The organism is Mycobacterium sp. NPDC050441 (genome assembly GCF_040655355.1).
Lineage (GTDB): Bacteria > Actinomycetota > Actinomycetes > Mycobacteriales > Mycobacteriaceae > Mycobacterium.
Genome location: NZ_JBFAJS010000001.1, coordinates 449651 through 471461 on the forward strand (window position 1 = coordinate 449651; position 21811 = coordinate 471461).

The 21811-nt window shown below is 67.6% G+C and carries 21 protein-coding genes; 10 read left to right on the forward strand and 11 right to left on the reverse strand.

The features are described 5' to 3' along the window. Positions 1–18 precede the first annotated feature (18 nt). Positions 19–1482 carry a phosphatase PAP2 family protein gene (locus AB0I14_RS02200; protein ID WP_358015195.1) on the forward strand — a complete coding sequence of 488 codons (1464 nt, stop codon included), beginning with the start codon at positions 19–21 and terminating at the stop codon, positions 1480–1482. Here the strand turns inward: AB0I14_RS02200 and AB0I14_RS02205 are convergent. Further along, positions 1436–2110 carry a phosphatase PAP2 family protein gene (locus tag AB0I14_RS02205; protein ID WP_358015198.1) on the reverse strand — a complete coding sequence of 225 codons (675 nt, stop codon included), beginning with the start codon at positions 2108–2110 and terminating at the stop codon, positions 1436–1438. The two genes, AB0I14_RS02200 and AB0I14_RS02205, sit on opposite strands and share 47 nt — an antisense overlap. Positions 2111–2168: 58 nt before the next feature. Between AB0I14_RS02205 and AB0I14_RS02210 the strand changes: the two genes are divergently transcribed. The 3 genes from AB0I14_RS02210 (at position 2169) to AB0I14_RS02220 (ending at position 5133) form a co-directional block, all read left to right on the forward strand. Next, positions 2169–2651, forward strand: coding sequence for a hypothetical protein (locus AB0I14_RS02210; protein ID WP_358015201.1), 483 nt, complete (start codon positions 2169–2171; stop codon positions 2649–2651). A gap of 62 nt (positions 2652–2713) precedes the next feature. Beyond that, entirely contained in the window at positions 2714–3709 is a 996-nt protein-coding gene (locus AB0I14_RS02215) for a diiron oxygenase (protein ID WP_358015204.1), read from the forward strand. Next, positions 3709–5133 carry an FAD-dependent oxidoreductase gene (locus AB0I14_RS02220; protein WP_358015207.1) on the forward strand — a complete coding sequence of 475 codons (1425 nt, stop codon included), beginning with the start codon at positions 3709–3711 and terminating at the stop codon, positions 5131–5133. Before AB0I14_RS02215 ends, AB0I14_RS02220 begins: the two co-directional genes overlap by 1 nt. Here AB0I14_RS02220 and AB0I14_RS02225 read toward each other — a convergent pair. Beyond that, complete coding sequence (locus AB0I14_RS02225) at positions 5130–5843, reverse strand: TetR/AcrR family transcriptional regulator (protein ID WP_358015210.1); 714 nt, start codon at positions 5841–5843, stop codon at positions 5130–5132. The two genes, AB0I14_RS02220 and AB0I14_RS02225, sit on opposite strands and share 4 nt — an antisense overlap. Positions 5844–5957: 114 nt before the next feature. Between AB0I14_RS02225 and AB0I14_RS02230 the strand changes: the two genes are divergently transcribed. The 4 genes from AB0I14_RS02230 to cysC all read left to right on the forward strand — a co-directional run bounded on the left by AB0I14_RS02230 (position 5958) and on the right by cysC (position 11041). Then, positions 5958–7328 carry a sulfatase gene (locus AB0I14_RS02230; RefSeq protein ID WP_358015213.1) on the forward strand — a complete coding sequence of 457 codons (1371 nt, stop codon included), beginning with the start codon at positions 5958–5960 and terminating at the stop codon, positions 7326–7328. A 77-nt stretch (positions 7329–7405) separates the two neighbouring features. Next, positions 7406–8209: a Stf0 family sulfotransferase gene (locus tag AB0I14_RS02235; RefSeq protein WP_358015216.1), complete on the forward strand. Its 804-nt coding sequence runs from the start codon at positions 7406–7408 to the stop codon at positions 8207–8209. Further along, positions 8206–9150 carry a sulfate adenylyltransferase subunit CysD gene (gene cysD, locus AB0I14_RS02240; protein ID WP_358015219.1) on the forward strand — a complete coding sequence of 315 codons (945 nt, stop codon included), beginning with the start codon at positions 8206–8208 and terminating at the stop codon, positions 9148–9150. The genes AB0I14_RS02235 and cysD overlap by 4 nt, the downstream gene beginning before the upstream one ends. A gap of 31 nt (positions 9151–9181) precedes the next feature. After that, positions 9182–11041, forward strand: coding sequence for an adenylyl-sulfate kinase (cysC, locus tag AB0I14_RS02245; protein WP_358015222.1), 1860 nt, complete (start codon positions 9182–9184; stop codon positions 11039–11041). Between the two features lie 59 nt (positions 11042–11100). Here cysC and AB0I14_RS02250 read toward each other — a convergent pair whose 3' ends face one another. Continuing rightward, positions 11101–11922 (reverse strand): alpha/beta hydrolase, encoded by an 822-nt coding sequence (locus AB0I14_RS02250; RefSeq protein WP_358015225.1) that lies wholly within the window; start codon positions 11920–11922, stop codon positions 11101–11103. Positions 11923–11975: 53 nt separating this feature from the next. Then, on the reverse strand, positions 11976–12752 hold the full coding sequence (locus AB0I14_RS02255; protein ID WP_358015228.1) for a trans-aconitate 2-methyltransferase: 777 nt from the start codon (positions 12750–12752) through the stop codon (positions 11976–11978). Between the two features lie 55 nt (positions 12753–12807). Here AB0I14_RS02255 and AB0I14_RS02260 point away from each other — a divergent pair, with 55 nt between their 5' ends. Then, entirely contained in the window at positions 12808–13686 is an 879-nt protein-coding gene (locus AB0I14_RS02260) for an amidohydrolase family protein (RefSeq protein WP_358015231.1), read from the forward strand. Between the two features lie 23 nt (positions 13687–13709). Further along, positions 13710–14909 carry an alpha/beta fold hydrolase gene (locus AB0I14_RS02265; protein ID WP_358015234.1) on the forward strand — a complete coding sequence of 400 codons (1200 nt, stop codon included), beginning with the start codon at positions 13710–13712 and terminating at the stop codon, positions 14907–14909. Here the strand turns inward: AB0I14_RS02265 and eccE are convergent. The 7 genes from eccE to AB0I14_RS02300 all read right to left on the reverse strand — a co-directional run bounded on the left by eccE (position 14865) and on the right by AB0I14_RS02300 (position 21811). Continuing rightward, entirely contained in the window at positions 14865–15785 is a 921-nt protein-coding gene (gene eccE, locus AB0I14_RS02270) for a type VII secretion protein EccE (protein WP_358015237.1), read from the reverse strand. The genes AB0I14_RS02265 and eccE overlap by 45 nt on opposite strands. Continuing rightward, positions 15782–17158 carry a type VII secretion-associated serine protease mycosin gene (mycP, locus tag AB0I14_RS02275; protein ID WP_358015240.1) on the reverse strand — a complete coding sequence of 459 codons (1377 nt, stop codon included), beginning with the start codon at positions 17156–17158 and terminating at the stop codon, positions 15782–15784. Before mycP ends, eccE begins: the two co-directional genes overlap by 4 nt. Before the next feature lie 7 nt (positions 17159–17165). Further along, positions 17166–18587, reverse strand: a complete 1422-nt coding sequence (gene eccD / locus AB0I14_RS02280; RefSeq protein WP_358015243.1) for a type VII secretion integral membrane protein EccD — start codon at positions 18585–18587, stop codon at positions 17166–17168. A 2-nt stretch (positions 18588–18589) separates the two neighbouring features. Then, positions 18590–19522 carry an ESX secretion-associated protein EspG gene (locus AB0I14_RS02285; RefSeq protein ID WP_358015246.1) on the reverse strand — a complete coding sequence of 311 codons (933 nt, stop codon included), beginning with the start codon at positions 19520–19522 and terminating at the stop codon, positions 18590–18592. A 33-nt stretch (positions 19523–19555) separates the two neighbouring features. Next, complete coding sequence (locus tag AB0I14_RS02290) at positions 19556–19843, reverse strand: WXG100 family type VII secretion target (RefSeq protein WP_358015249.1); 288 nt, start codon at positions 19841–19843, stop codon at positions 19556–19558. Positions 19844–19872: 29 nt separating this feature from the next. Then, positions 19873–20166 carry a type VII secretion system protein EsxG gene (gene esxG, locus AB0I14_RS02295; RefSeq protein WP_029106090.1) on the reverse strand — a complete coding sequence of 98 codons (294 nt, stop codon included), beginning with the start codon at positions 20164–20166 and terminating at the stop codon, positions 19873–19875. Positions 20167–20227: 61 nt separating this feature from the next. Next, positions 20228–21811, reverse strand: coding sequence for a PPE family protein (locus tag AB0I14_RS02300; RefSeq protein WP_358015253.1), 1584 nt, complete (start codon positions 21809–21811; stop codon positions 20228–20230).

Sequence of the window (21811 nt, forward strand, 5' to 3'; positions counted from 1 at the left end):
GACGGCTACCTTGGCGACATGGACGTGCGCGCGATCGGCAAGGGCTTGGGCACGTTGGACCGTGAGGTCTTCGAGGCGGTCGCCGAGTCACCGAGCCCACTGCTGGACACCGTAATGCCCGGGCTGACCAGGGCCGCAGACCATTCCAAGCTGTGGTTTGCCATCGCGGCGGCCATGGGTGCGCTGGGCAGTGCGTCGTTGCGGCGTGGCGCCGCGCGCGGCGTGGTCAGCCTGGCGGTGACCAGTCTGGTGACCAATCAGATCGCCAAGCGGATCTGGCGACGGCCGCGGCCGGACCGCAGCCTGATCCCGCTGGCCCGACGGACCCGACGCATCCCCACCTCTCATTCCCTGCCGTCTGGGCACTCCGCGAGCGCCGCGGCCTTCGCGGTGGGCGTCGGCCTGGAGTCCGCACCGGCCGGTCTGCCGCTGGCGCTGCTCGCCGGCCTGGTCGGGTTGTCCCGCGTGGCCACCGGAGCGCACTATCCCGGCGACGTGTTCGCCGGTTTCGGCATCGGCGCCGCGATCGCGGTGCTGGGCGCACGCATCGTCCCGACCATCCCGGCCGCCACCCTGCCGACGTCGAATCCGTTGCGGTTCCACACCGAGCCCCGACCGGACGGGGCCGGCGTGGCCCTGGTGATCAACCCGGCCTCCGGTGACGGGACCGGCGCGCGGATCGTCGACGACGTGCGAAAAGCCCTGCCGCGCACTGAAATCGTCGAGCTCGGCGAAGGCGATGACATCGAGACGGTGTTACGGGAGACCGCGGCCCGCGTCGAGGCGCTCGCGGTGGGCGGCGGCGACGGCACCGTGGCCTGCGCGGCGGGCATCGCCGTCGAGGCAGGTGTCCCACTCGCGGTGTTTCCTGGCGGGACGTTCAACCACTTCGCCAAGGACATCGGCTGTGAATCGGTGGCTCGGACCGTGACGTCGATCCAGCAGGGCACGGCGGCCTACGTCGACCTGGTGTGCCTCAACGAGGAACGCATGGTGATCAACACCGCCAGCATCGGCGCCTACCCGAACTACGTGCGGATGCGCGAGAAGCTCGAACACCGGATGGGCAAGCGGGCGGCCGGGGCGTATGCGCTGTATCTGACGCTGCGCCGGGAGGCCCCGGTCCGCATCAGCTACGACGACAAGACACTTCAGACCGAGTTGTTCTTCCTGGGCAATTCGACGTACTTCCCGTCCGGGTTCGCCCCGTCGCTGCGGCCGCGTCTCGATGACGGCCTTATCGACGTGCGGATCCTGGAAACCGGGCGGCGGTTCAGCCGGCTGCGCGTCGCGGTATCCGTGGCGCTGGGCCGGCTCGAACGCAGCCCGCTCTATCACGAGTTGCAGGTACCGGAGTTCCGGTTCGTCGCCGTCGACGGGCCCACCACCGTCGCCCACGACGGCGAGGTGGGCGAGGCGCTCAGCGAGGCCAGCTTCACCGTGCGCTACCGGGCGCTACCGGTGTTTCGTCCACTGCCGTGACCGTCGGCGGGTACGGCGGGTACAGCAGGAACACCGCCACGAACCAGACGTAGCCCAGCGCCCAGCCGGCCACCACATCCGAGGGATGGTGGACGTTGAGCACCACCCGGCCCACGCCGATCGCGATGACGACAAACGCCCCGGCGGCCACCCACCAGCCCCGCAACGCCGGGCGGAACGTCGGCAACGCCAGGACCAACAGGGCCGGCACCGCGACCATGACGCCCATCGCGTGCCCCGATGGGAACGAGGTCGACAGGGCGTGGACCAGCGCCGTGGCCGGACGCGGACGATCGACCAGGAACTTGGCCACCTCGGTCGTCACCGCGCTGAGCTCGACGGTCAATACCAGGTACCACGCGATGCGCCGTTGGCGGCGCACCAGCGCGACGACGATCATCACCAGTGCCAGCAACCGGAAGGCAAAAGGCCCGAGCACGGTGCAGAACACGTCCCACGCGGTCACCCAGCCCGGGTGCGCCGAACCGAACCGGTAGGGACCCGCCAGGCCCGCGGCATCGACGTCAGCCAGCCAGGCCCACTGCCGCTCGTAGCCGATCCACAGCGCCGCGTACACCACGGCTGCCAGCACCGCGGTCACGATCAGCCATCTGGCACGGGTTCCCACCAGATAATCTCTACCAGCTCCCACTGATTTGCCATGTTTGCGCGCTACCGTCGAAGGCATGGCTCTGATCCTGCGAAAGCTGATGCACATCGGCGGACTGCCGGACGGTCTGCGGTCGGAGGCCGAAGCCGAAGGCATCCTGTTCCTGGCCGAATACATCCCGGTGACCAGGCGTTTCACCGGATCGATCCCCGGAACGCGATCGGCAGGCAGTGTCGCCAGCTACGCCGGTTCACTCGTTCTCACGAACTACCGGGTACTGGCCACCATGTCCACCCTGCCCAAGCTCGCCGGCCGCAGCATCGACCAGCCGTGGTCAGCCCCGCAGGTCGGCGCGGTGCACGCCGAGCTCAGCGAAACCGGGCTCACCCTGCAGGCCGACGTGGCCCAGATCGACCGGCGCGGTCACGGGAAGCTCTCGCTGCACTACAAGACCGAGATCCCCGACGAGATTCTCGCGCGACTGCCGCGCCGATCGCTGGCCTTCGACGTCGGCCCGGAGTACGTCTTCCGCGCGGTCGGCGTGCCGTACCACCCGTAGCAAACCCCGCCGCAAAAACCGGGTATTTACTGGGACTCAATGTCTCGGTAAATTGTGGGCCCATGGCTTCCACCTCGCCCGACGCCGCACGACTGGATGCGGACTACCGGGATCTGCTGCAGACACTGTCCGAGGGCTCCGTGCGCCGCCGCTTCGATCCCTATCTGGACATCGCGTGGGACTCCCCCGATCTGGCGATCGACCTCGACGATCCACGGTGGGTGCTCTCACCCAACGTCGATCCGCTGGGTGCCACCGCCTGGTACCAGAGCCAACCGCTGGCCCGTCAGATCGAGATCGGCCGCTGGCGGACACTGAACTCCGTCAAGGTCGGCGCGGCCTTCGAGAGCATCCTGATCCGCGGGTTGATGGCGTTCATCATGAAGCTGCCCAACAACTCGCCCGAGTTCCGCTACGCGTTGCACGAGATGACCGAGGAGTGCAACCACATCCAGATGTTCCAGGAGCTGGTCAACCGGTCAGGCGTCGACGTTCCCGGGATGCGGCCACTGTTCCGCCGGTTGTCGCCGTACATCGGCCTCGTCGGCCAGTACTCCCCGACGGCGTTCATGGCGGGCATCCTGGCCGGCGAAGAGCCGATCGACCATTTCCAGAAGGGCTTGATCCGCGAGGGCGCCAACATTCCGCCCGCGGTGCTGCGGACCATGCAGATCCACATCGCCGAGGAAGCCCGCCACATCTCCTGGGCGCACGATTTCCTCAAAACCCATCTGCCGGAACGGTCGTGGCGCATGAAGGCATTCGCCTGCGTCGCATTCCCACTCACCCTGCGCTGGCTTGCGCACGAGATCATGGCACCCCCGAGGTCGTTCGGCGAGGAGTTCGGAATTCCGCGGGCGGTGATCAAGGACGCGTTCTGGCGCAGCCCGCACTCACGCAAGATCCTGGCCGGCTACTTCGGTGAAATGCGTTCCCTCAGCGAAGAAATCGGCTTGATGAACCGGACCGGCCGGTGGGTATGGAAGCGCTGCGGCATCGACGGCGAAGCCGCCCGCTACCGCGGCGCGCCGGACCGTGAAGCGGTTGCCCTCGCCTGATGCCCCACGTCATCACGCAGTCCTGCTGCAGCGACGCATCGTGCGTCTATGCCTGCCCGGTGAACTGCATCCACCCCACACCCGACGAACCCGATTTCCACACCGCGCAGATGCTCTATGTCGACCCGGTTGAATGCGTCGATTGCGGCGCCTGTGTGTCGGCGTGCCCGGTGGATGCGATCAAACCGCACACCAAGCTGACCGACGCGGAGGACGTGTTCGCCACGCTGAACGCCGATTTCTACGCGACGCCGAGATCCCGGCCGGCGCTGGCGCCGGTGGTCCCGCCCTTGCGGGTCCGAGCCGGCGACCTGCGTGTCGCGATCGTCGGCTCGGGTCCGGCTGCGATGTATGCCGCCGAAGAGGTCCTGACCATCTCGGGTGCCCGGGTTCGGATATACGAACGGCTCACCCAGCCATACGGTTTGGCCCGTTACGGGGTGGCCCCCGATCACCAGCGCACCCGCAAGGTGACTCAGCAGTTCCAACACATCACCGACAACCCGCACCTGGAGATGCATCTTGGTGTCGAGATCGGCAGCGATGTCGCCCACGACGACCTGCTGAACGAGCACCACGCCGTCATCTACGCGGTCGGCGCGTCGACGGACCGTCGTCTCGACATCCCCGGCATCGAGCTGCCCGGCGTCACCTCGGCCACCGAGTTCGTCGCCTGGTACAACGGGCATCCCGATCACGCCGGTCGTTCCTTCGATCTGTCCCACCGGCGCGCTGTCGTGATCGGCAACGGCAACGTCGCACTCGACGTCGCCCGCATCCTCAGCATCGACCCCGACCGTCTGGCCGACACGTCGATCGCACCACATGCACTGGAGGCATTGCGCCACAGCGCAATCGAAGAAGTGGTTGTGGTGGGCCGACGGGGCATCGAGCAGTCCGCGTTCACCGTCCCCGAACTGGTCGGGCTGTGCTCGACGCCGGGGATCGACATCATCGTCCGCGACGAGGACCTGCGGATACTGCCTGGGTCGGATCCCCGGTCCGCGATCCTGCGCGCCGCGCCACGCGGAGCGGGCCATCACCGGATCGTGCTCGAGTACCTGTTGTCGCCGACCGCGATCCTCGGCCAGTCCGCGGCCTCCGGCGTGGAATTCGTCCACAACGAACTGGTCGCAGCGGCCGACGGGTCGGTACGAGTGAAATCGACTGGGCACGAACGGGTTATCGAAGCCGGTCTGGTGTTGACCTCTATCGGTTACCAGGGCCGGCCGGTGGCGGGGCTGCCGTTCGACGACGCGACCGCGACCGTGCCGAATGACGGCGGCCGGGTGCCACGGGCCCGCGGCGCCTACGTCACCGGCTGGATCAAACGTGGGCCGACCGGTTTCATCGGGACCAACAAGTCCTGCGCCCAGGAGACCGTGCGGAGCCTGGTCGACGATTACAACGCCGGGCTGCTCTAGCGTTTCGTCAGCGCGGCGATCACGGCCGTCAACTCGTCGTCGCGGTTGATCTCCAGACCGCTCGCGCGGGCCGCGCCGTCCAGGACATACCAGGCGAAATCGGCCAGGTGCGTCACGATCTCCTCGCGTGACCGCTCTGGCGCCGCACCGCGGATCCACGCCGACAGCGTGGCCTCCACCATGGTCACGACCGCGAAAGGAACGGTCTTGAACGCACTGTCGTCCACGCCGATGGTCTGCGCGATCGCGGCGATGATGCCCTCGGACTGCCTGGTCATCCGGAGCTTCAGCCCGCTGACCGCATCCAACGAGCCGTCGCTCTCGAACGTCGGCCCGCGACGGACGAAGTCATCGAGGCGCGGGTGATCAAGCATCCAATCGGCGACCGCCGCCACGGTGCGGGTCAGGATCTCGCGCAATGAGCCGTTGGTGACATCGAGATTGGTGTCGAGGATCGCGGCGAAATCGTCGAACACCCAGGACCGGACGCGTCGCTCGAGCTCTTCCTTGCCGGTGAACTGCCGGTACACCACCGACTTCGCCACCCCGGCACGTTCCGCGATACGCACCATCGAGATCTCGGCGCCCGGCGGATTCTCCTCGACCAACGCCACCGCCGCCTGCAGGATCTGGGCACGCCGCTCGGCGTTGTGCTGCTCCCAGCGGACCTCGTAGCCGCTGACCGCAGCAGGTTCGGTGGCGGTCGGCATGGCCTCCACCCTACCGACGACGCCGCGCCGCATAAGTAGCTCTCGATGAGCCAAACGGTTGCGGGGGGCGCATTCAGGCTGTTCGGTCGTAGGGTTGGACGGAAAGGATGTGACGTGACCGAGCCGCAACGGCAGAACCTGTTGATCGTGCACTGGCATGATCTCGGCCGCTATCTCGGCGTGTACGGCCACCCGGATGTGGCCAGCCCGCACCTCGACCGCCTCGCCGCCGAGGGGATCCTGTTCACCCGCGCCCACGCCACCGCACCGTTGTGCTCACCGTCGCGAGGTTCGCTGTTCACCGGCCGCTACCCGCAGAGCAACGGCCTGGTGGGCCTGGCCCACCACGGCTGGGAGTACCGCGCCGGGGTGCGCACGCTCCCCCACTTCCTGGCCGAATCAGGCTGGCACACAGCCCTGTTCGGCATGCAACACGAAACCTCGCAACCGGCCAACCTGGGGTACGACGAGTTCGACGTGTCGAACTCGTTCTGCGAGTACGTCGTCGAACAGGCCACCGCCTGGCTGACTGCGCCACCGCGGCAGCCGTTCCTGCTCACCACCGGATTCTTCGAGACGCACCGGCCCTATCCGCGAGACCGGTACGAACCGGCCGAGGCCGACGACGTCGCCGTCCCCGACTACCTGCCCGATACGTCTGAGGTGCGTGACGACCTCGCCGAGTTCTACGGCTCGATTGCCGTCGCGGACGCGAAGGTCGGCGAACTGCTGGACACATTGGCCGCGACCGGTCTCGACGAGAGCACGTGGGTGGTGTTCATGACCGATCACGGGCCGGCGTTGCCCCGGGCCAAGTCGACGCTGTACGACGCGGGCACCGGCATCGCGATGATCGTGCGCCCGCCGCGTGGCTCCGGCATAGCGCCGCGCCGCTACGACGAACTGTTCAGCGGGGTCGATCTACTGCCCACCCTGCTGGAACTCCTCGGCGTCGAGATCCCTGACGAGGTCGAGGGTCTGTCACACGCCAGCAACCTCACGGCAAACCCGGTGGAAACGGCAGAGATCCGCTCCGAGGTGTACACCACAAAGACCTACCATGATTCTTTCGACCCGATTCGCGCCATTCGCACAAAGGAATACAGCTATATCGAGAATTACGCGGCTCGGCCATTGTTGGACCTGCCGTGGGATATCGCCGACAGCCCCTCCGGACGCGCACTCGGCGATACCGTCCTGAACCCCCGGCCCGGCCGCGAACTGTATGACCTAGTCGCTGACCCGACCGAAAGCAACAACCTGCTGGCACCGGACGCCACCGACAAGGCCGAGGCGATCGCGGACGACCTGGCACTGTTACTGAACGACTGGCGCGAGAAGACGTTCGATGTCATTCCCTCCGAATTCGCCGGAACCCGGATATCGGAGCGTTACACCGACACGTACGTGCATATCCACGGCCGTCCGGCCACCAGCAGATCGGCCATCGCCGCCGACCGTGGCATCACCGATACCCGCCAATAGTTTTCATCACGGTGAACGAAACCTCTTGACGTCTACTTGAATAGGCGCCGCAAACAAATCATGGTTAGAGTCTCGCCATGCCAGATCATCCGATGGCCTACCTGGTGCTCGCATCCCAGCGCAGCGGCAGCACCCTGCTGGTGGAATCCCTGCGCGCTACGGGCATGGCCGGCGAGCCCCAGGAGTTCTTCCAGTACCTGCCGACCACCAGCATGTCGCCGCAGCCGCGGGAATGGTTCGCAGACGTCGAGGACGAGTCGATCCTGCGCCTGCTCGACCCACTGGTCGAGGGCAAGCCGGACCTGGCCCCGGCCGAGATCTGGCGCGACTACATCCGCACCGTCGGCCGCACCCCCAACGGCGTGTGGGGCGGGAAGCTGATGTGGAACCAGACGCCGCTACTGCTGGAGCGTGCCAAAGGCCTGCCCGAGCGATCCGGGCCCGGCCTGCTGGCCGCGATCCGCGACGTCACCGGTGGCGACCCGGTGCTGATCCACGTCTACCGGCCCGACGTCGTGTCACAGGCGGTTTCGTTCTGGCGGGCGGTGCAGACCAGAGTGTGGCGCGGCCGGGCCGATCCGGTCCGCGATGCGCGTGCCGAGTACCACGCGGGTGCGATCGCCCACGTGATCAAGCTGCTGCAGGCCCAGGAGGAGGGCTGGCGCTCCTGGTTCGCCCAGGAGAACATCTCCCCCATCGAGGTGTCCTACCCGTATCTGTGGCGAAACCTGACGACCGTGGTGGCCACGGTGTTGGAAGCGCTGGGTCTGGACCCGCGCCTGGCCCCACAGCCGGTGCTTGAACGTCAGGCCGATCAGCGATCCGACGAATGGGTCGATCGCTACCGCCGCGACGCAGAGAAGGAGGGCCTCCCGGTATGACGACCGATGAGCCGCTTGCGCGAAGAGCATCAAGCACTGCCCTTTTACACGTCGACGAGTTGCGCCTACTCGAAGCCGAGGCGGTGCACATCATCCGCGAGGTGGTCGCCGAACTGCAGCGTCCGGTGCTGCTGTTCTCGGCGGGCAAGGACTCGATCGTCCTTCTGAGGTTGGCCGAGAAGGCTTTTCGACCTTCACCGTTGCCGTTCCCGGTGCTGCACGTGGATACCGGGCACAACTTCGATGAGGTCATCGAGTTCCGCGACCGCCGCACCACCGGACTTGGCCACAAGCTGGTGGTGGCCTCCGTGCAGGAAACCATCGACAGCGGCCGTGTCGCCGATCCGGGGCCCGGAGCCTCCCGCAACCGGCAGCAGACCCGCACCCTGCTGGATGCGCTGGAGGCCGGCGGATTCGATGCGGCCTTCGGCGGTGCGCGTCGTGACGAAGAACGTGCCCGGGCGAAGGAACGCATCCTGAGTTTCCGCGACGAGTTCGGCCAGTGGGATCCGCGGGCCCAGCGCCCCGAGCCGTGGTCGCTGTACAACGGCCGGATCCGCAAGGGCGAGCAGGTCCGGGTGTTCCCGCTGTCGAACTGGACAGAACTCGACATCTGGCGCTACATCGAACTGGAAAACCTTGAGCTGCCGTCGATCTACTTCGCCCACGAACGCGAGGTGTTCGAGCGCGACGGCATCCTGCTCGCGGTGTCGGAGTACGCCCAACCCGCCGGTGCCGAGAAGTCCGCCGTGGAGTGGGTGCGCTACCGCACCGTGGGTGACTTGACCATCACCGGCGCGGTGCGGTCGCGGGCCACCACCATCGGCGGGGTGATCACCGAGATATCAGCCGCCACCGTCTCCGAACGCGGCGAGACCCGGGCCGATGATCGAACGTCCGTCGCGGCGATGGAAGACCGGAAACGCGAGGGGTATTTCTGATGAGCGCTTGCGCGAAGAACCGAGGATCCTGATGTCTACTCGTCAACTGCTGCGCATCACCACCGCCGGTTCGGTGGACGACGGTAAGAGCACCCTGATCGGCCGCCTGCTGCACGACACCGACAGCCTGCCACTGGATCATCTTGAGGCCGTCACCGATTCGGAAGGAGTGGCTGATCTGGCCGCGCTGTCCGACGGGCTGCGGGCCGAACGCGAACAGGGCATCACCATCGATGTCGCCTACCGCTTCTTCTCCACCGACACCCGCAGCTACATCCTGGCCGATACCCCCGGGCATGAGCGCTACACCCGCAACATGTTCACCGGCGCCTCCAACGCCCACGTGGCGATCCTGCTGGTCGATGCCCGGGCCGGGGTGCTTCGTCAGACCCGACGCCACGCTCGCATCGCGAAGCTGTTGGGTATCAAGCACTTCGTGGCCGCGGTCAACAAAATCGACCTGGTCGACTTCGACAAGGGCCGGTTCGCCGAGGTCGAGCGCGAGCTGCAGCAGGTCGCCGACCGACTCGGTGGGCTCGATCTCACCGTCATCCCGATCGCCGCCAAGCTGGGCGACAACGTGGTGCACCGCTCTGAGAACACCCCCTGGTACGACGGGCCGACGCTGCTCGACTACCTCGATAGCGTCGAACTGTTTGCGCCGCAAGCTGATCCGGCCAACCTGAGGTTGGCCGTGCAATGGGTTTCCCGGCCCACCGCCGACCAGCGCCGCCGTTACACCGGCCGGCTCTCGGCGGGCACGCTTCAGCTCGGTGACCCGGTGCTGAGCCTGCCGTCCGGCGCCCGCTCCATCGTGACGGCGCTGGACACCCTCGATGACGACCGCGCAGTAGGTGTTGCACCGCTGTCGGTTTCGATCGAGTTGGCCGACGATATCGACGTGGGCCGCGGCGACGTCCTCGTCAGCGGCGTCTCGGAAGCAGTGGTGCCGGTGCAGGCCCGGGAGATCGACGCGACGGTGTGCTGGTTCTTCGATGATCCTCTGCGCGCCGGCGACCGGCTGGCCCTCAAGCAGGGCACCCGCACGGTACGGGCCACGATCCAGGAGTTGCACACCAAGCTGGACCCGGAGACCCTTGACGAGGTCGAAAACCCGGTTGAGCTGGCACTCAACGACATCGGCTCGATCACGTTGCGCACCAGCTCGGTGCTGGTTGCCGACAACTACGCCGACAACCGCGACAACGGTGCGTTCATTTTGATCGACGAGGTGTCCAACGACACCGTCGGCGCCGGGATCATCCTGCAGGCACGCGAACTCAAACCGAGCGGGCACAACCGGTCCGACATCAAGTGGCATCCGTCGTCTCTGGATCGCGACTACCGGTGGAACAGCACCGGGCAACGCGGCGCCACGATCTGGTTCACCGGCCTGCCTGCCTCCGGCAAGTCCACGCTGGCGGTAGCCGTCGAGCGGGCCCTGGTCGAATCGGGTCAGGTGGCATATCTGCTCGACGGCGACAACCTGCGGCACGGACTGTCCGATGATCTCGGCTTTTCCGCCGGTGACCGGACCGAGAACATCCGCCGCGTCGGACATCTGACCCGGCTGCTGGCCGATGCGGGTGTGGTGGCGCTGGCCTCGTTGGTCTCACCGCTGAAGTCGGACCGGGATACCGCGCGGGCCCTCAACGACGCTGCCAAGCTGCCGTTCATCGAGGTGCACGTGGCGACCTCGCTGGCCGAGTGCGAGCGCCGGGACCCCAAGGGCCTCTACGCCCGGGCCCGTGCCGGCGAGCTCACCGGGCTCACCGGCGTCGACGCCCCCTACGAGGCCCCCGAGAACCCCGATCTCGTGCTCGACACCACCGGCGCCGTCATCGACGACCTGGTGCAGCAGGTCATCGACCTTCTCAACACCCGTCGCTAGCCAGTGATTTGGGTGCGTTTAGCGGCGCTCACCGCCGGTGATTGCACCGAATTCGCGGGCTAAGCGGTGCCCGCCACGGCTGAAACTCCACAAATCGCGTCGATGACGCGGTCGGCGTGGGTGAGGTACAGCCCGTGTGCGGCGCCGGGGATCTCGATGAGCTCGGCGTGTGGCAGCAGTGCGGCCGTGCGTCGCCCGGTGAGCTCGATGGGCGTCGACGCGTCGGCGTCGCCGTGGATCAGCAGCACCGGAAGGTCGAGTTCGGCGAGCTCGGCACGGTAGTCGGTGTGGGCACCCATGCGCTGAGTGGCGAGCAGGGTCTCGACGGGCACGGCAGCGATCTGGTCCACGGTCCACTCGACAATCTCAGGTGCCACGGTGTGGGACCCGTAGAACGGCGGCGCGTTGTCGATACACCATTGCCGCACATCGCGTTCCAACTCGACAAGCATGGCGTCGAGGATGGCCTCGTCTACCCCGTCGGGGTTGTCCGGCGTCTTGACCACCAGCGGGAGTTGGCCCGCCACCAACACCGCGCGGTTCACCCGCGCCGTCCCGTGCCGGCTGAGGTAGCGCACGACCTCACCGCAGCCCAGGGAATGCCCCACCAGCGTCACGTCGTCGAGATCCAGGTGTTCGAGCACCCGGGCCAGATCGTCGGCCAGCAGATCCACCGTCCACTCGCCGTCGTAGGCGCCTGAGCTCCCATGCCCGCGCCGGTCATAGGCAACACACCGAAAGCCCTTGTCCGCCAGGCGTTGGATCACCTGGTTCCACTGGCCGGAATTGAGTCCCCACGAGTGGGTGAAAACCATGACCGGTCCGGAGCCGGTGTCGATGTAGTGGATGTCGGTGCGGTCCGCGGTCTCTAACGTAGGCATGCCCTCATCGTCACGGAGTGCGGTCGGGAAATCGATTACGTGGTAGGTAATGGCTACCGCGCGACTCGGGCGACTTGCGCCACCACGAACACGCGCCGGAACGGGAAGAACGTGATGCCGTCATCGCGTTTGGGATAGGCCTCGGCCAGCATCGGGATGATCGCCTGACGGTATCGCTCCCACAATTCTTCGGTAAGCCTGCCTTTGACCTGCGTCAGAGCCGTCCCGGTGATCCAGTCCAGAACCGGTGTCTCACCGGATAATCGGTGCACATAAGTGGTCTCCCAGGCGTCCACCACGCAGCCCGCATCGGTCAACAACCCGGCATACTCGACCGTCGTATCGACCTGGCCCACATCACGCCACGGCATGTCACGCAGCGGCTCGATGAACGGTTCACGCCGGGCCAGCTCCCGCACCGCGTGGTGGGACGGGGCGTCGAAATTGCCCGGCACCTGGAAGGCGATCCACGCACCCACAGGCAACTGCCCGGCCCACCGCACCACGAGTTCGCGATGCGTGGGCACCCACTGCAATGCCGCATTGGTGACCACCACGTCAGTGTCGGGTTGGGGCGTCCACTCCTCGATCGCCCCGACGTGTGCCTCGAGCCCGCGGGCCCGCGCAGCCTCCACCATCTCTGGTGAGCTGTCCCACGCCTCCAGCGTGGCACCGGGCCAACGCTGCGCCAGCGTCTCGGTCAGGTTGCCCGGCCCGCAACCCAGGTCCACCACGCGGCGCGGAGCCGACGCCGCGACCCGCGACAACAGGTCGTAGAACGGACGTCCCCGGTGATCGGCGAAGGCGAGGTAGGTGTCCGGATTCCACATGCCCCGATCATGCCCGGCGGTCGCATTTTCGGGGGGCGGCTATCGTCAGAGCGCGATGGACGAAGCAAACAAGGTACGCAAGATCTGGACGGAGCTGGGCCTGCCCGGCATCGTCGACGTGCACACGCACTTCATGCCCAAGAACGTGATGGACAAGGTGTGGCAGTACTTCGACAGCCAAGGCCCGATGATCGGCCGGGAATGGCCCATCACCTACCGCGCCGACGAAACACAGCGTGTCGCCACGCTGCGGGAATTCGGCATCCGAAAGTTCTCCTCGCTGATCTACGCTCACAAGCCCGAGATGGCGGCCTGGCTCAACCAGTGGGCCGACGGCTTCGCCAAGGAAACTCCTGACTGCCTGCACACCGCCACGTTCTTCCCCGAGCCGCAGGCCGCGGGCTACGTCACCGAAGCGATCACCGCAGGCACCCAGGTGTTCAAGGCGCACATCCAGGTGGGCAACTACGACCCGAACGACGCCCTGCTCGATGAGGTCTGGGGGCTGATCGAGGACGCCGGCGTCCCGGTCGTCATCCACTGCGGTTCCGGTCCGGTGCCGGGACAATTCACCGGCCCCGACCCGATCGCGAAACTGCTGGGCCGCTATCCGCGACTGGTGCTGATCGTCGCGCACATGGGCATGCCCGAGTACTCCGCCTTCCTGGATCTCGCCGAGAAGTTCGAGCAGGTCAGGCTGGACACCACGATGGCGTTCACCCCGTTCGTCGAAGCGACGATGCCTTTCCCCACCTCGGAGACAGATCGGCTGAAAGCCCTGGGTGAGCACATCCTGTTCGGCAGCGACTTCCCGAACATCCCGTACGGCTACGCCGAGGCCATACACCACCTGATCGATCTGCCGGGCGTCGACGACGCCTGGCGCCGCAATGTCCTACACGACAACGCCGCGAAGTTGTTCGGGCTGAGCTGAGCAGTTAGCTAGCATCGGGAAGCGTGGAGCCGTCCAGCGCAGATCCGATCGAACCCCCGATCCCTGTTCCCGATGTCCCCGGCGGTGATGCCGGTGCGCGGGGCCTGCCCCGGCGTTCCGATCTGACGCTGCGGCAACGCGCAATCGTGGATGCCTCGGCGATCGCCGACATCGCGTTGCGTACCGGGGTCGCCTCGATCGTGGCCACCTCGATGGTGCCGACGACGCTGGCCTCGATGCTGCATCCGTCCGCGTCGCGCGCCGAGCACGACCACATGCGGTTCTACGCGGATCTGGCTGCGGCACAAGATCCCGCGGTGTCGTTCCCGGCACCCACCAGGCCGCCCCGGGTATCCAGCCGCCCGGCCAATCCGGTGGCCGAGATGATCGCGCACGGCCGGGTGGAGAACATCCAGTTCGACAGCAGCTTCACCGCGGTCCACCCGGCACTGCGCGAAATGTGGAGCGGGTTCAGCCGAAACAACGTTGTGCGGGCCCAGCATTGGCGTCACGACGACGGCCCGCACCCCACGCTGTGTGTGATCCACGGTTTCATGGGATCGCCGTACCTGGCCAACGGCCTGTTCCTGTCGTTGCCGTGGTTCTACCGCTCCGGCTACGACGTGCTGCTCTACACCCTGCCGTTTCACGGCCGCCGCGCCGAACGGTTCTCCCCGTTCAGCGGTTACGGCTACTTCGCCCACGGATTCGCCGGGTTCTCCGAGGCCATGGCGCAGGCCGTGCACGACTTCCGTTCCGTGATCGACTATCTGGAGTCCACCGGTGTCGACCGGATCGCCCTGACCGGTATCTCCCTCGGCGGGTTCACCTCGGCCCTACTGGCCAGTGTGGACGACCGGATACAGGCCGTGGTCCCGAATGTCCCTGTGGTGACGCCGGATCGCACGGTCGACGAGTGGTTCCCGGCCAACAGATTGGTGGCCCTGCAACGCCGAGTGGCCAGAACCGATCCCGCGTTGACCGAAGCAGCGGCGCGGTATGCCTCACCGCTGAACTACCGTCCGCTGGTGCCCAAGGAGCGACGGATGATCATCGCCGGGCTCGGCGACCGGCTGGCTCCACCGCAGCAGGCCGAAATGCTGTGGGAACACTGGGATCGCTGTGCGTTCCACTGGTTCCCGGGCAATCACCTGCTGCACGTGAGCCAGCCGGACTACCTACGCCGGATGACCCGCTTCCTGCGGGATTTCATGTTCGACTGACCGCTGCAGCAGCGCCTGCGGCGGCGCGGCCGGGGTGCCGTCCAGGCGGTCCGAGGACAACGGGTTCAACGCTGCCAACGCCGGGCGGTGCCGACCACCCGCCGGTTTCAGGCCGGCCAGTGGGGCCTTGCGTGCGGGCCGGTCCTCCGTACGGATCGCCGCGCCCACGGTCAGCTGCGGCTGGGCCGGAGATCCGGTGAGCTCCAATGCGGTCCAGGTTTCCTGGGCCGGCAGCGCGCCGATCCCGGCCAGCACGGCGTCCAGCTTGTCACTGACGCTGACGCGGTAGGCCGCAACGAATCCCGAGTCGTCCTTCACTCCACGCCAGGTTTCCTCGCCCGGGTCGGGCAGCGGGGAATCCACCCCGTCGACCAGCGTGACCGTCCAGCCCTGCTCACGCAGCTGGTCGGCGAGCCGCCGCCCGACGATTTCGGTAGTGTCCCGCAACGGGATTCGCGACGAACGGGCGCGCAGCGCATCGAGATTGTCCGCTGCGGTCACGGTCAGGCTGATCCAGCTGCGACGGATGCCGCCGGCGTCACGGTGGGTGATCCGGACCTTGTCGCAGCGGATGCCGTAGCGGTCCAGGTAGCTGACCACCACCGGCAACTGGGCCGGATCCGCGGGATCGACGCGCAGGGTGACGGTTTCGGCGTCCGACTGCTCGGCCGGCTCGTTCTCGGAATGGTTGCGCCGCCACACCGCCAGGTGCCGGGCGATCCGCGTGGTCAGGAACAACCCGCCCCACCAGGCCAGCAACAGAACCACGGCCGCGACGGATACTCCGAGCACCCACCGTTCGGTGTCGGTCTGCCATGGCCGGGCCAGGACGGCTGCGACGATGAACAGCGACGCCAGCGCGAGTCGGGCGGTCATGTGGTGGGGTCCTTCCGTCGGTATGCGGCGAAGGCGACGGCCAGCGCCGCCAGCGCAAGTACTCCGGTGCCGGCGAATGCGACGACTCGGCCGGTGTTGTCACGCGGGGCTGGTTCTTGAGGTGCGGCAATGGGTTTGCCTGCGGGAGCCGCCGGTCCGTCCAGCGGCATACCGGCGACATCCCAGGTGAGTGCGGCCACCGGATCGACACCGCCGGCGCCGATGACGTTCGACGGCGAGCGGGCGGCACCCTGGGCCGTCGTGGTCAACCGGTGCATCACCTGGCGCGCGTTCAGTTCCGGAAACTTGCTGCGCACCAAGGCCGCAACGCCGGACACGTAGGCCGTGGCGTAACTGGTGCCGCTCAGCGGAATCAGCTTGCCCTGGTCGGTGGGCAGCGCATTGGCCAACGCTCCGCCGGGCGCGTTGCTCACCGAGGAGATGTTCTCGCCCGGCGCCGAGATCCCCACCCAGGGGCCGGCCATGGTGAATCCGGAGGGCTGGCCGGTGGCGTTGAGCGCGCCGACCGACAACACGTAGGGCTGCCACCACGACGGGATCGACACCGATGAGACGCCGCCCCAGTTGCGCGGGTCATCCGGGGTTCCGGACAGCGGATTGGACGCGCAGGCGGACCCGGTGGTGACCCCGCCCTGGGTGTTGCCCGCGGCGGCGATGATGACCGCGTCCTTCTCGAGCGCCGCATAACGCAGCGCGGCACCGAGTTCGGTCTGGTCGATCTGTTTGTCGGCGGGCAGGCAGGTCACCACGGAGATGTTGATGACGCGCGCACCCATGTCGGCGGCACGCACCACGGCCCGGGCCAGGCTGGCCACATCGGCCGCGGCACGGGCCTCAGCGGCATCGGCGCTGGGGGTCCGCGGGGCGAACCGCGGCGAGTTCTGCCGGATCGAGATCAGCCGGGCTTCCGGCGCCACCCCGGAGAAACCGTCGGGCCCGGGTTGGCCGGCGATGAGACCGGCGACGGCGGTGCCGTGGCCGTCACAGTCGGTCAGGCCGTCAGTCGATTCGATGAAGTCTCCACCGCCCTCGACGTGGGGCAGCCGCGGTCCCGGCTGCACCCCGGTGTCGATGACCGCAACGGTCTGACCCTGCCCGCGGCTCTGCCTCCAGGCACCGGACAGGTTGAGCGCCAACTGATTCGGGTTGACCGCTCCGGGATCGGTACCCGGCCTCGCCTCGGTGGTGACGCACGCCGAACGCTGCGCCATCGCCTCCACCGGGCCGGCACTGCCGGCCGGTGGGGCGGTCTGCGGGTCGACCTCGGGCGGGCTGACCGCACCCGCCGACGGGGAGCCGACCAGCAGCACCAGACCGGCCGTGGCCAGAACACCCAGACTCTTGTGGATCACCGATTCATCACCTGTCGAGAACGAGGCTGAACAGCCCGATGAGGAAGGCCATCACCGGAATCAGCGAAGCATCGAGCCCGGTTGCCAGGAAGCCCACCAGGCGCCGCATCGGCAGCGAGTAGGTATCCGGCGACGCCGCCCGCGGATTCAGTGCGGCAAAAACCCACACCACGACGAGCACGGCGAGCACCACCAGCGCCAACCAGGCGGCCTGGTACCGGCCGTCAATCGCGAAGGCCACCAACAGGACAACGGACAGCAGGTAGGGATGGCCCAGCAGCCAGGCCTTGCAGGAAGCGGAGTCCCAGACGCGAGCCCGCAGGACGGCGCCGAGCGCGGCAGCGACCACGACGTACCACGCCCACGGCGACGCGGTCGACGAACCGACCAGGGCCACCGATCCCGCAATACCGAGCAGCACACCCGCGGCGATCACGCCGGTCTGGTGCGACTGGCTCACCCGGACCCGGCGCGGCAGGTCGGCCAGCACCGAAAGCGGTTGTGCAGACGGGGACGGATCACCCGGCGCCGGGATGACCGGCAGCGGGAAGCGGGCCCACATCGCCGACAGTTGGGCGGCCTGAACGGTGACCACCAGGGCGATCAGGATCAGGGCACACCCGATCACGGTCGAGTTGATCTCCCACAGCGTGGCCGCCGCGGCGACCAGCAACACACCGGCTCCGGCCACCGTGGTCGCGGTGAACACCGCGATGCCCCGGTCGTCGGGCGAGCTGGCCATGCTGATCAACGACCACGCAGCCACTCCAGCCGCGGCCAGCAGAACGCTGGGCGCACCGAAATCGCCTGGCACACCGAGGGCGAACGCTGCGCCGACGGGAACGAGCCCGGCGACAGCCAACGCGGTGGCCAGAGCTCCCGAACGGGCCCGGGTCGACAGCGCGGCGAGCACGGTGGCGATGGCGATGCCACCGACCACGAACAGCCCGAGCAGTTCACCGGTCAGCACGCGATGGGCGACTGCCAGGCCGGTGCCCGCCAGGATCAGCCCGATCAGGGCCAGCGCCGCGGCCCGTGCAATGTGCGCGGGGCCCCACGGGCGTCGGCGGGCAGCCGAGAAGATCACAGCCGCGTCGGCGATGTCCTCGACGATGCGCGGGGCGGCCGGGCCGGCGGGGACGGCTTGCAGCGCAAGCAGATCCCCGTCCACCACGCCGACCGTGTCGAGTGTGGCGTCCAGGCTGTACGGCGCACCCCCCACCGGGGCCAGGCTGAGCCGCACCGGGTCCGGGGCGCTCGCGCCGTCGTCACCGCCGGCGTTGGGGGGCAGCACGATGCGCTGGACCGCGGGCAGAATCTCGCGCAGCGGCAGCTCGGACGGCAGAGCCATCTCGGTCAGCCGGCCACCGTCGTCTCCAGCGGCCAGCACGGCCACCCGGACGATCGGCATCACAGTGTTGTCGGACATTCCTATGCTTTCTGGGTTCTTCTCATGGAGCGTGGATCGTGGCGGGATACAACATCATTGGAGCCATTGGACAAACATTCGTTGACGGCTTCGCTGTCGAAGTCGCGGATGAGCGGTTGGTCGGGGAACCAGGAGCCGCTCGGCAGTGAAGCGGTGAGCCGTTCGATCGCCATCGCGATCGCTTCGGCACTGCCCGCCGTGAAGGTCGAAATCCACTCCCCATCGAAGGCTTTCGACGGGGAGACCAGGATCCGTCCCGCGGGGGTGTCGATGATGCTGACCCCCACCTGGGTGGTGACCCGGTGGCCGTCGCGATGCTCTCCGGCCACGATCTCGACATACGTCCGCCGTCCGTCGAACACCGCCTCCACGATCGAGCGGGCCGAGGCCGGGACTCCGAGGAATCCCAGCACCTCGGTCAGCGGGGTGCCGTTGCGGATCTGCTCGTCGGCTCGGGCGCCGGCCGCGGCCGGCAGCGCGAACTCCTCGAACCGCGCCGGCTTGCGCTGCGACAGCCCGGCCGTGAGCACCGGGCCCAGCGCGTGCGGGTGGGCGATGTCCATCTCGGTGAACGTCACCAACTGCGCGTTACGCAGGACGACAACCGTCCGGCCCGTCTGGTCCCCGGTGCGCGCCACTATGCCACGCAGCAGATCCCCCGGCCCGGAGACAAACCGCAGGTCCAGCCACTGGGTCGGCCGGCAGGCCAGCCGAACCCATTGCGCCACCCGCGGATTCACTCCGCCAACGGCGTCGAGCACGCCCATCCTGGTCAGTTCAGCGGCCTGTTCGGCGACAAAGCCGGCCCGCTGTACCGGTTCGCTGTAGGGCGGCGTGATGGCCAGCACCCACGGGTACGCCCCGGCGCCGAGTACCTCGGCGAGGTACCAGGCCTGATCGGTGGTCAGCTCGACGGCGTTAGCTCCGGTACTCAAGGCGGAGCCTCCGGCTCCAGAAGGCCACCGGCATCAGCCCCACTTGGCGCCTTCAGCCGCGTCGCGGGCACTCATCGACATGGTGTTCATCTCGTGAGTGGACGCCATGGCACGGTAGGCCCGGGTCAGCTCTTCCATCGCCTGGTTCCACTGGGCCTGCCAGGCCTGGTAGGTCATACCGGTGTCACCCTGCCAGGCGCTGCCCAGCGCGGCCTGCTCACTGGCGATGTCAGCACCGACGGCGTGCAGGGCAGCCGAGTAGGTGTTCATCTCTCCGGCATGAGCCAGCATGGCCGGGTAGTTGTACATGATCTGAGACATGAAAACTCCTGTATCCGAGAGTGATTCGGTTAGACCGAGGTGTAGGTGCTGGCGGCGGCGGCATCCTGGGCGACATAGGTGCCCGCGGCGTCGCCGAGGTTCAGCTGCGCGATGTCCAGCAGCGCGTTGACCTTGGCCGACACCTCGACGAATCGGGCGTGTGCGGCCTGGAACGCGGCTGAGGCCTCACCCATATGGAAGGCCTGAGACGACATGGCGGCCTGCTCGGCCTGCGCGATGGTGCTGCGCATCAGTGCGGCCTTGGCGCCGAAGGCGGCCTCGGAGGCGATCAGCTGGGGGATGTGAGCATCCAACAGGCTCATGGATTTTCCTTTCGGATCGTAGACATTTGGCGGTGCGTCGAACGTGGTGAAGATGATCTGGTCAGCTGCGGGTACCCCCTTGCGAATCGCCGGGCTCCCAGGAACCGGGCAGCATCGGCGAGACGGGACTCTCGTCGTAGCTCTCGCCGGCCAGCGTGGTCAGCCCGGCCGCGGTGGTATCGGATTTCGTCTCGGTACCGGTGAATCCCAAGGTGCCGGAACCGCTTTCGGACGTCCGCACCCGCGGCTCCGGCTCCGGCTTCGGCGCCGGGTCCGGGTCGGGCTGCTCGTAATCCATGTAGGCATCCGCGTAGGCGTGGTCTTCCAGAGCCGCACCCCGCTTGCGACGGCGCTTACGCCGCGCCGCGAGCGACGCGGCCACACCGGATGCCGCCGCAGGAATGCCGGAAGCCGGTGCGTGTGCACTGGACTTGCCGCCCACCGTCGGGCTGAAGCCCTCATCGGGGTCACTGCCGAGCACCGCATACGGCGCGAAGGCCGCCGCCGCGACAGGGGCCGGTGCGGCAACTCCTCCGGAGGCAGGCGCAGCGGCGGGCGCGGCGGCGCCTCCGGCCCCACCGCCGATACCCGCGGGCGACAGGCCCGCCATCGGCAGCCCCTGATCACCCCGCACCGGGACCACCGGCGCATCAGCATCGGCCGGAACATCGCCTGGCGCAACATCATCGGTAGGAAGCAGGTCGAGGAAGCCCAGCGCGGCAAGACCCATACCGAGCAGCGGGGCCAGGAACGGCGACAGCGCGACACCGATCCACGTGCCCCAACCCACCGGCTGGAAGATCAACTGATAGATGACGCCGAACAGGAACGGCCCCCAGGTGGTCAGGAAACCGGACGGGTTGGTCATCAGGTCGGTGAGCATGCTCTGGATGGTTCCGAGCGGATCGTTGAGGAACCGCAGCAGCTCTTTGCCGCCGATCATCGAGTCATTACCGAGGTAATCGACCAGCCACTGCGGCAGATTGGGGTACTCGTTGTCGGCCGTCACGTCAGCATTGGTCAGCGCCGAACCGGAATCCGTCGCAGTACCCTGCGCCATCATCTGCCGTGCGTTGGCCGAGGCGGTGCCGGCTTCCCCAACGCCCGGCTTGAGCAGCATCGGCGACGGCGTGCTGGTCGGTGCCGCCATCACAGCGGCCCCCGAGACAGCCTGGTAGGTGGCCATGGTGGTGGCCGCCTGGACCCACATCCGTACGTAGTCGGCCTCGTTGACGGCGATCGGAATCATGTTGATGCCGAAGAAGTTCGTGGCGATCAGCACGCCGTGCACCACGTGGTTGAGCGCCAGCTCGGGCATGGTCGGCATGGCCGCCACCGCCGTGGTGTACGCCGCGGCCGCGGTCTCGTGCTGCACGGCCACCGCAGCACTGTTCGCGCTCTGCTGCGCCAGCCAGGTCAGGTAGGGCCCGTGCGCGGTGATGTACTGCTCCGAGCTCGGCCCTTCCCAGGACCCGGCCTGCACCGCACCCAGCACGCTGGTGAGTTCCGCCGCCGCCGAGGCATATTCGGTGCTCAGCGACTGCCAGGCCCCCGCGGCGGCCAGCAACGACCCGGCGCCTGGACCGCTGGCGAGCAGCGTCGAGTGCACCTCGGGTGGTAGGGCCATCCAAATGGGGGCAGTCAT